The sequence below is a fragment of the Vreelandella aquamarina genome, assembly GCF_900110265.1.
Taxonomy (GTDB): Bacteria; Pseudomonadota; Gammaproteobacteria; order Pseudomonadales; family Halomonadaceae; genus Vreelandella; species Vreelandella aquamarina.
The window spans coordinates 23513-32813 of sequence record NZ_FODB01000047.1; the positions used below are offsets into that span (position 1 = coordinate 23513).

The window sequence follows — 9301 nt, forward strand, 5'->3', positions numbered from 1 at the left end:
CGGAGCAAAGCCGGGGCGACTTCAAAGCAATCAGCCCGTTATGCCGGGGTTAGCCAGTGCCGGTAGGCGTCTAGTTCGCCGCGCACGGCTTGGCGATAAAGATGCTGCAGCTGGGCCGTTACGCTATTCGCCGCCACCGGCTCGCTAAGGGGCGGCGCCCCGGAGCGAGTGCCGATTCTGCGCCCATCCAGCTCTCTTAGCGGCAGAATTTCGGCGGCGGTGCCGGTCAAAAATGCCTCATCGGCGGTGTAAAGCTCATCGCGGGTAATGCGCCGTTCTTTGACTTCGATGCCCAACACATCCCGGGCCAGTTGAATGACGCTATCTCGGGTGATGCCCTGCAGGCAGGAGGTCACTTCCGGGGTGTGTAGCACGCCATCGCGCAGTAAAAAGACGTTCGCCGCCGAGGCCTCGGCCACATAGCCTTCGGGGTCGAGCATGATAGTTTCATCAAAACCCGCTTTGACTGCCGTGTTGAGCGCCAGCATCGAATTCACGTAGTGGCCGCTGGTTTTAGCGCGGCACAGGCTGATGTTGACGTGGTGACGCGCCCAAGAGGACGTCAAGGCGCGCAGCCCGTGGGACGCTGCATGAGGGGAAAGGTAGGGCCCTAGATCCCAGGCGGCAATCATCACATGGGTGGTCAGCCCTTGGGCACGCAGCCCTAGGCCTTCCGCGCCGAGAAACACGGTGGGCTTTAAATAGGCGCTGCTTAACCCATTTTTAGTCAGGCTCTCTCGCTGGGCATCGATCAGCTCGGCTTCGCTAAACGGCAGCGGGATATCCAGCGCGTGGGCGCTTTCCACTAGCCTTCGCGTGTGCTCCGCTACCCGAAACAGCTGCGGGCCTTGCGGCCCTGCGTAAGCGCGCACGCCTTCAAAACAGCCCATGCCATAGTGCAGCGTATGGGTGAACACATGCACTTTGGCGTCCCGCCAGGCCAGCCACTGGCCATCCTGCCAAATCCAGCCGTCACGATCATAAAGCGGTGTCATCGGGTCATTTGCTCCCACTGTTGTTGCCAGCCATCGATGAGCGCCTGCTGGTGCGGCTGTAGCGATTGGTAGCCCCAGGCGGCAATTTCGTCGTTTTGTGGATCGAATACGGCGGTCTTGCTGCCCGCAAGGGCTTGGATCACCGCATGACCGCAGAGCGGCACGTAGCCTTCGGAGTAGCCGCCTTCATGCACCACCACCAACTTGCCGCTGCAGCAGCGCTCTGCCACGGCCTTGACTTGAGCGGTCATAGTGGCGAAAGCCTGGCTATTGAGCAGCATCTTACCTAGCGGGTCTTTGGCGCAGGCATCATAGCCACAGGCCACCACGATTAGGTCAGGCTTGAATGCCTCCAACGCGGGCAGCACCAACGTTTCCATGGCATACGCGTAGGCCCCCAGGCCACAGCCAGGGGGCAGCGGCAGGTTAAGGTTAGCGCCTAGCCCGGCCCCTTCTCCCTGCTCGTCAAAACCACCGGTTTCCAGCGGGTAGTTGGCCGCTTGGTGCATGGAAACGGTGAAGACATCGGGGTCGTGATAAAACGCCGCCTGCTGGCCGTTGCCGTGGTGAACGTCCCAATCGAGTATCGCTACCCGTTTGGCTTGACCTAGGGCGCGGGCACGCATCACCGCGACGGGAATATTGCCCAGCAGGCAGAACCCTCGGCCTTGATCGGCTTCGGCATGGTGGCCCGGAGGGCGGCATAGCGCATAGGCGTTATCCACGTCGCCCAGTGCCACGGCCTCAACGGCGGCGATGACCAGCCCCGCTGAGTGGGTTGCCGCCGCCCAACTGCCCGGCATATAGGGCGCGCAGTCGCCGCCATTGCCCCCTCGTGCTTTATCCCCTGCTTGCAGTTCATCCAAATAACGCGGGGTATGAAAACGCCGCAGGTCTTCCATCGTGGCGGCAGGTGGCTTCACTACGTGAAGCTCATCAATCAGCCCGCTCACTTCCAGAATATTCTTCAGCCGCCGCTTGCTCTCTGGGCTTTCAGAGGCGGCCTGGGGCTGCAAGAACTCCCCCGGCGCGGAAAACACGCCAATGGCCCCCTGGTCGTGCCAAAAGCAGCGTTCGTGCCAGTAAAATCCGGTTTTACTCATGCGGTAAACCCCTGCATAAAGGCCGCTAGGTTGGCGCTTAAATGCTCGGTGGGGTAGCCGCCTTCCTGCACAATCACCATGGGTAGCGAGAGCGCTTTTAAACGTTTGCCCACCTCGATAAACGCCTCGGTTTCCACATGCAGGCCCGCTAGCGGGTCATCCTTATGGGCGTCTAACCCCAGCGCGACCACCACGGCATCCGGCTCATAGCGCTGCAGATGGTCGATCAGGATCGCCAGCGCATCCAAATAGACCTCGCCATCGCTGCCCACCGGCAGGGGGAGATTCACGTTGCAACCCACGCCCTCATCGCTGCCCTCTTCATCGGCACCGCCCCAGAAAAACGGATAAAAATCGCTGGGGTCGGCGTGTAGCGAACCGGTCCATACATCGTTTCTGGCGTAGAAAATATCCTGGGTGCCGTTACCGTGGTGCAGGTCTACATCGATAATCGCCACCTTGGCAAAGCGTTCGCGCAGCACGGTGGCGGCTAGCGCAGAGTTGTTCAGCAGGCAAAAGCCGCCTGCGCGCTCCGGCCCAGCATGGTGGCCTGGCGGGCGGCACAGCGCATAGGCCACCGCTTCCCCGTCTAACACCGCTTCTGCCGCCGCCTCTGCGGTGACGGCCGAGGCCAGCGCGCCTTGAAAACTAGTCGCGCTGAGCGGGCAGGCCATATCGTGCAGGTGCCAGCCCGCTTGCCCAATCGGGTGGCGGGGGTAGTGGTGGCCTCCGCCGCAGGGGTGAATGTTGGGTGCCACAAACTCGGCGGCATTGGGCAGCGCCTGCCAGCGGGCATAGATCGTTTCTAAGAACGTCAGGTAGCGCGGCGTATGAATTTGCTCTAGGCGCTTGCGCAGCTTGGGGGAGTCTGACTCAACTGGCGCAGTGAGCACTAAGCCAGCCTTTGCTAACCCCTGCGTCAGTAGCTCGGCACGCACCGGGCCTTCCGGCGATGCGACGGGCTGGCCACGTAGCAGGAAGGTAGGCGGCGCATGCATCGCTTGGTCAGGGTGATAAAAGCACTTCATGGGTCGCAGTCCTTAGCTAGTCACAGCAGTGACGGTATCCAGGTGGAGAGCACTGGGAAAGCCGCCAACAGCACAATCACCACCAAAAACGAGACGTAAAATGGCAGCGACGCCACAATGGCCCGTTCATAGGGCACCTCGGCTATTCGCGCGGCGGTCATTAGCGTCATCCCCACCGGCGGTGTGACGTTCGAGATATTGAGCACCACAATCATCAGAATAGCGAAGTGGAGCGGGTCAAAGCCAAGCTGAATCATGGCAGGCACCAGCACCGGCGCAATGACTACCAACGCGGGCAGCACATCCATGACGGTGCCAATCAACAACAGTAGCAGGCACACCAGCATCAACTGTATAAAGGCCACATCGCTAAAGGTGGTGATGATACTGGCTGCATCCCGCGCGATGCCTGAACGGGTCACAAACCAGCCTAGCACTGCCGAAGTGGCCAGCAGAAAAAACACCACGCCAGAAAAGCGCACGGTAGTGACTAACGCCTGCCATATTTTGCGCCAGGTTAAGTTTCGGTAGAACACCACGCCGATCACGATGGCGTACACCGCAGCAAACCCCGACGCTTCAGTGATGGTGGTTAAGCCAGAGAGAATGCCGCCTAGAATAATCATCGGCACCACAAGAGCGGGCAGCGCCAGTACAAATGACATCACCGCCATCTTAAACGGCGTGGGGGCCTGTTTTGGATAGTTACGCTTCCAGGCTAAAAAGAAGCTAACGCCTAGCAGCGCCACGGCCATTAGCAGACCTGGAATAATGCCACCGGCAAACAGATCGATCACCGAAATATCCCGCAGCAAGGTAGCGTACACCACCATCACAACGCTGGGGGGAATAATCGGCCCAATGATCGAAGAGCACGCGGTGACTGCGGCTGCATACTCGGCATCGTACCCCTGCTTTTTCATCTCGGGGATCATGATTTTGCCAATGGCCACCGTATCGGTCACCGCTGCCCCCGTCAGGCCCGCAAAAAACACCGACACCGAGATATTCACATGGGAGAGCGAGCCCCGCACCCGGCCAAACAGCGCATTGTTGAAGGCGATCAGCTTGTGGGTCAGCCCGCCCTGGTTCATTAGCTCTGCGGTAAAAATAAAGTAGGGCACGGCGATCAGCAGAAAGCCGGAGACGCCAGAGAACATACGGTCGGCGATGATGCCGAGCATGCGCTCGCCGCCAATCGCAAACCCACCCGCCAACCCAGACATAGCCATCACAACGGCTACCGGCGCGCCAATAAACAGCAGTACAACAAACGCAATAATCGCAGGCGTCATGAGCGGTGCTCCCCATCAACGGTATCGATAAGTTCGCCAATCACGTCCTGCTCATCCATAAAGTGTTCGAGCAGTGCAAACCCGTGCACCAAGTGCAGCAGCATAATGCCCCCACTCATCGGCACGACAACGGCGGTGACCTTGCTGGGAATACGGATTTGGTCGGAGACCATGTACACCTGGGTGGCGCTGCTAAAGTAGTCCCAGCCGTACCAGGTGAGCATGAGCGCAAACAGCCCAATCACCGCTAGGCAAAGCCCGGCGGCCACCTGCACCATCACTTTTGGCAAGCTGCGTACCAGTAGCGTCATGGCGACGTGCTCACCGTAGCGCAGCGAAATCGTCATCGAGAGAAAACCAACCCAAGGCAAAAACAGCCGCGCCAACGAGTAGGTCCAGCTCAGCGTGCTGCCCGTGATCAATTTGTATAAAAATGCGGTAAAGGAGATGCCTAGCATCGCCAGAATACAGCCCACACACACCACGATAGCGACCTGATTGACCAGGTCGCTTAAGCGGCGCAAAGGAGTTAAAACGCCCATGGTTATTCCTCACGCTGGGGCGCATGACCCCAGCGTTGATCACCGTTATTGTCCGTAAATCCGCAGGTCATCTTCGGCTAGCTGCTGGCCCACGCGTTCGACTTCATCTAGCAGGCCCTGCATGCGCGCCTCGTCCATCCCGAAGTCGTTGACGATCCACTCCTGCCAAGCGGGGCGGGCAATTTCAGCCATACGCTCACGTTCGGCATCGGGCATGAGATAACAGGATTCAAAGCGCTCGCAGGACTCGACCCAACTAGCGGTGGCTAACGCGCCCGACATGCCGTGGCTGAGCTGAATGGCCGCACGCGCCGAGCTAATCACCGCCTGCTGATGCGTTTCCGGCAGCGATTGGTACCAGGACTCGCTCACCACCCAAGGCGCGCTGTTGTACACATGCCCGGTGAGGGTGGTGTAGTCGGTCACTGCATCGAAATTGAAGGTGGTATTAAGGACCGGCGCGTTGAACTGACCATCGGCTAAGCCGGTTTCCAGCGCGGTGATCAGCTCGCCCCAGGGCAGCGGCGTCGCGGAGGCCCCTAACGAGCGCATGATGGCGACGTGGGCCGGGTTCTCTTCGGTGCGGATATTGAGCCCTTCTAGATCTTCCAGGGTTTCGATCAAACGGACGTTATTGGTAAAGGCTACGAAGCCGCCGCCGTCGTCGAAGGTGCCTAGATAGCGCATGCTCGCGGCATCCACGGAGCCCGACATAAAGTCGGCAAACCACTCACTATCAAAGAACGTCCACGCTTGCCGCCAGCTGGTAAATAGGAACGGTGCGGTCACCGCTTGGTAGTCGCCATAGAACGACGACATGGCCCCTGCGGACATGATGGTGGACTGCAACGTACGGCCGCCCTGCACTTCCGAGCCATTTTCTACTTCAGAGCCGAGCTGGCCGCCGCCGAAGATAGTGACTTCAAGATCCCCATCGGTACGGGCTTCGACGAGATTTTTAAAATGCACCAGCGCCGGATAGATTTCGTTATTGCTCATATCCTCCGGTAGCTGGGTGGCGATCACCATTTCATAGGATTGGGCTTGGGCTGTGGCGCTAGCCACTGCCAGCGGAAGTGCCGCGAGGGCAGTGAAGAGCAAAGAGCGATTAGCGTTCATAACACACCTCGTTTTGGTTATTAATGGTCTTCGTTATGACTGGCGTTGCAGTGCTACGGGCGTGGTGGCCTTTATTGTTGTTGTACGGCCAGACCTGTAGCGTGATTTATCAGTGATGTTTAGGCAGTGATTCCCATAGTTCAATCGCGGCTGCGAGATCCTCCAGGGAGGCCCCTACCGATTTAAACAGCGTGATAGCGTCTTTATCCGAGCGCCCAGGTTTAGCACCGGTTAACACCTCAGCAAGCTCCGCTTGGATGTGCTCAAACTGGAACTCACCCTCATCAATCGCTTGCAGAATATCTCCTGCCTCACCTTTTGCACCGGCGTAGGTATCCACAAATACTTGTGAGCGACGCAAGCAAAGCGCATCGGTTTCTCGCATTTGCGGCCGAAACGCGCCAATTAAATCGACGTGAGTTCCGGGGGTTAGCCACTCCCCTTTGATGATGGGTTGGGTGGAGAGCGTCACGCAACTGACAATATCTGCCTCCGCCACGGCGGCGGGTAATGCTTCTACTACTTGGGTATCAAAACGGCTTGCGTACTCCTCAGCAATCTCCGTTGCCTTGCTGGGGTTACGTCCCCAGATCAGCACGCGCTTGATCGGCCGCACGCTGGCGTGGGCTTCGATCACCATAGGGGCCAGCTTGCCTGTGCCCACGACCAACAGCGTTTCGGCGTCTTCATTGGCTAACGCTTGGGCGGCCAGCGCAGAGGCAGCGGCGGTACGGCGGCGGGTTAATTCACTGCCATCGATACAGGCCAGCGGCTGGCCGTGCTTGCCTTCACTGAGCAGGTAAAGCCCGGAAATAGCGGGAATACCGTGCTCGGCGTTTTGCGGAAACACGTTGACCATTTTCACACCAATATAGCCAGCGGCTTCCCAGGCGGGCATCAGCAGCATGGTGGCTTCACCATCTGGCCGGTACATGGCGTGATGGTGGCGAGGAGGCGACTCTACCCCGTTCACAAAGGTGTGCCGTAAGCGGTCAATGACTCCCTGCCAAGTTAAGTATTGCGCGACTTCCGCTGCCGAGACGACCTGCATATCAAGCCTCCAGCAGCGCAGCGATGACCATGATTTCCACCTTCCACTCAGGCTTGGCCAGCTTGGCTTCCACGGCGGCGCGCACCGGCGGGCGGCCAGGCACTACCCAGGCATCCCAAGCTTGGTTCATTTGATCGAACTCCGCCATGCTGGTGACCCACACTTGAGCAGAAATTAGGTGCTCTTTGGATGTCCCCGCTTGCACCAGCAGTTGGTCGATACGTGCAAGCACTTGCTCGGTTTGCCCACGCATATCGGCGGTGGTATCCGTTGGCACTTGGCCTGCGAGGTATACCGTGCCGTTATGAATCGCCACTTGGCTCATGCGAGTATTGCTGTCTTGATAGGTCACGCCCATGGGGTCTCTCCAAGGAAGGTGGGGATCCTCTTGAGACTACGACGATGCAAAAGGGTGTGCTTGCCCGAAACTCGGGTAAATTTGCCCGCAAGTCAGGCAGGCGGCGTGTTCAGGCGTTATCTGTCAGAAGAGGGGGAAATCTCAAAGTAACGACGATAGGCGCGGGAGAAGCTGCCTTGGTCGCGAAAGCCCACCAGCATGGCAATGTGGCCAAGACTCAGCGCGCTATGGCGAACCATCGTGCGCGCATGATCTAACCGCCTGCGCTGTACATAGGCCAGCGGCGTCACCCCGGTTAATTCACGAAAGCAGCTATAAAAGTGCCCAGGGCTTAATGCACACAGGGCCGCTAGCTGCTCAACGCGCACTTCATCCGCCAAATGTTGGTCTAGCCAGGCATCCAACCGCTCTAGATCAAGCCGCTCACTGATACAGCGCACCCCGAGCTGGTCGGCCGTCTGTTTTGGCGCGTCTTGCAGGTACATATAGAGCGCCCGCAGTAGCAACACAGCGATCTCATTTTGCAGTGCTGGGCATTGGTCAAGCTGATGCGCAAGCGCATGGGTGAGCTGATTTAAAGCAGGTGGAACGGTAAAGAAACGCGGCTTATCGAATAAGCGCTCAATCTCACTACCCTTTTCCAAGGTGGCTAAGTGCTGCACAGGGATATCCAGCACCAGCGTTCGATTGCTGCCATCGCCTTGATACTCGTGATGGCGCGACGAAGGGATCAAACAGCCACGGCGAGCGGTGACCCGCCCCCCTTGGCCTTCCATGGCAAGCTCGGTAACGCCACACGTCGCCAGGATTAGCTGGTGGAAATCGTGGGAGTGCGCCACCTGCTCTGGGGCCAAATTGCGGCTATGCAGCTCAAACTGGGCCATAAACTTACCACTGGGTTGGTTCTCAACAAGAGCCTTTACTATACGGCGATGCCCTATTGAAAAGCGAGGGTGCGTTAACGTTTCATTAACGCACCCCGCAACAGCCAGTAACCGCTTAGGCGTCAGGCAGTGCGGCAATCACCATAATTTCCACTTTCCACTCAGGCTTGGCCAGCTTGGCTTCCAGAGCGGCGCGCACTGGCGGGCGACCCGGCACCACCCAGGCTTCCCACACTTCGTTCATTTCCGCGAACTCGGCCATGTCGGTCACCCACACCTGAGCAGAAATCAGGTGCTCTTTAGAGGTACCTGCCTGCGCCAGCAGCTCATCAATACGCGCCAACACCTGCTCGGTTTGGCCACGCATACCCACCGTGGCATCGGCTGGCACTTGGCCCGCAAGGTAAACCGTTCCGTTATGAACAGCCACTTGGCTCATACGTGCATTGCTTTCGTGATAGGTCACGCCCATGGGGTTGTCTCCGTTAAAGTTACGTTTTATATGACATTGATGGCACGGCACCATTTTTACCACGAGATATGTTTAACGGATATCTCTAAACAACAGGCATAAAAAAAGGGCCTAAGTGCCTATTCAAAATTAATCGCGCACTCAGTGCCGTAGCCATCGAGTAGCCGGTGTACCTCATCACAGAGGTTATCAAACGAAAGATACGCACTCAGCGGCAGCCATGCATACTTCATCTGCCGCCACAGAATCTCAATCAGATTCAGCTCCGGCGAGTAAGCCGATAAGTAGACCAGATGAACACGATGCGACATCCACTCGAGTATTTTCCGCCTGAAGGCCTTGGAGCGATGCATGCTGGCATTGTCGAGCACCACCACGGCGAAGGTGTCGGGGTCTTTCTGGGCTACAAAATGGTCAAACGCGTCGATGACCGTATCGGTGGTCACGGACTCGG

11 protein-coding genes are annotated in these 9301 nt (G+C 58.2%); all 11 read right to left on the minus strand.

From position 1 onward, the window contains the following. Window positions 1–38: 38 nt before the first annotated feature. Window positions 39–995, minus strand: coding sequence for a branched-chain amino acid transaminase (locus BMY49_RS12915; RefSeq protein WP_089675743.1), 957 nt, complete (start codon window positions 993–995; stop codon window positions 39–41). Then, window positions 992–2098 carry a class II histone deacetylase gene (locus BMY49_RS12920; RefSeq protein WP_089675744.1) on the minus strand — a complete coding sequence of 369 codons (1107 nt, stop codon included), beginning with the start codon at window positions 2096–2098 and terminating at the stop codon, window positions 992–994. Before BMY49_RS12920 ends, BMY49_RS12915 begins: the two co-directional genes overlap by 4 nt. Beyond that, window positions 2095–3126 carry a histone deacetylase family protein gene (locus tag BMY49_RS12925; protein ID WP_089675745.1) on the minus strand — a complete coding sequence of 344 codons (1032 nt, stop codon included), beginning with the start codon at window positions 3124–3126 and terminating at the stop codon, window positions 2095–2097. The genes BMY49_RS12920 and BMY49_RS12925 overlap by 4 nt, the downstream gene beginning before the upstream one ends. Window positions 3127–3146: 20 nt before the next feature. Beyond that, window positions 3147–4421 (minus strand): TRAP transporter large permease, encoded by a 1275-nt coding sequence (locus BMY49_RS12930; protein ID WP_074211014.1) that lies wholly within the window; start codon window positions 4419–4421, stop codon window positions 3147–3149. After that, on the minus strand, window positions 4418–4963 hold the full coding sequence (locus BMY49_RS12935) for a TRAP transporter small permease (RefSeq protein WP_089675746.1): 546 nt from the start codon (window positions 4961–4963) through the stop codon (window positions 4418–4420). The genes BMY49_RS12930 and BMY49_RS12935 overlap by 4 nt, the downstream gene beginning before the upstream one ends. 45 nt (window positions 4964–5008) lie before the next feature. Continuing rightward, window positions 5009–6082, minus strand: coding sequence for a TRAP transporter substrate-binding protein DctP (gene dctP / locus BMY49_RS12940; RefSeq protein WP_089675747.1), 1074 nt, complete (start codon window positions 6080–6082; stop codon window positions 5009–5011). Between the two features lie 109 nt (window positions 6083–6191). Then, on the minus strand, window positions 6192–7133 hold the full coding sequence (gene lhpI / locus BMY49_RS12945; RefSeq protein WP_089675748.1) for a bifunctional Delta(1)-pyrroline-2-carboxylate/Delta(1)-piperideine-2-carboxylate reductase: 942 nt from the start codon (window positions 7131–7133) through the stop codon (window positions 6192–6194). A gap of 1 nt (window position 7134) precedes the next feature. Continuing rightward, window positions 7135–7491, minus strand: a complete 357-nt coding sequence (locus BMY49_RS12950) for a RidA family protein (RefSeq protein WP_054641707.1) — start codon at window positions 7489–7491, stop codon at window positions 7135–7137. A gap of 116 nt (window positions 7492–7607) precedes the next feature. After that, a complete protein-coding gene (locus BMY49_RS12955) occupies window positions 7608–8375 on the minus strand; it encodes a helix-turn-helix transcriptional regulator (protein WP_054641706.1) in 768 nt (255 codons plus the stop codon). Between the two features lie 115 nt (window positions 8376–8490). Continuing rightward, on the minus strand, window positions 8491–8847 hold the full coding sequence (locus tag BMY49_RS12960; RefSeq protein ID WP_054641705.1) for a RidA family protein: 357 nt from the start codon (window positions 8845–8847) through the stop codon (window positions 8491–8493). Between the two features lie 119 nt (window positions 8848–8966). Further along, a partial coding sequence (locus BMY49_RS12965; RefSeq protein ID WP_208596199.1) for a transposase occupies window positions 8967–9301 on the minus strand: 335 nt, incomplete at its 5' end.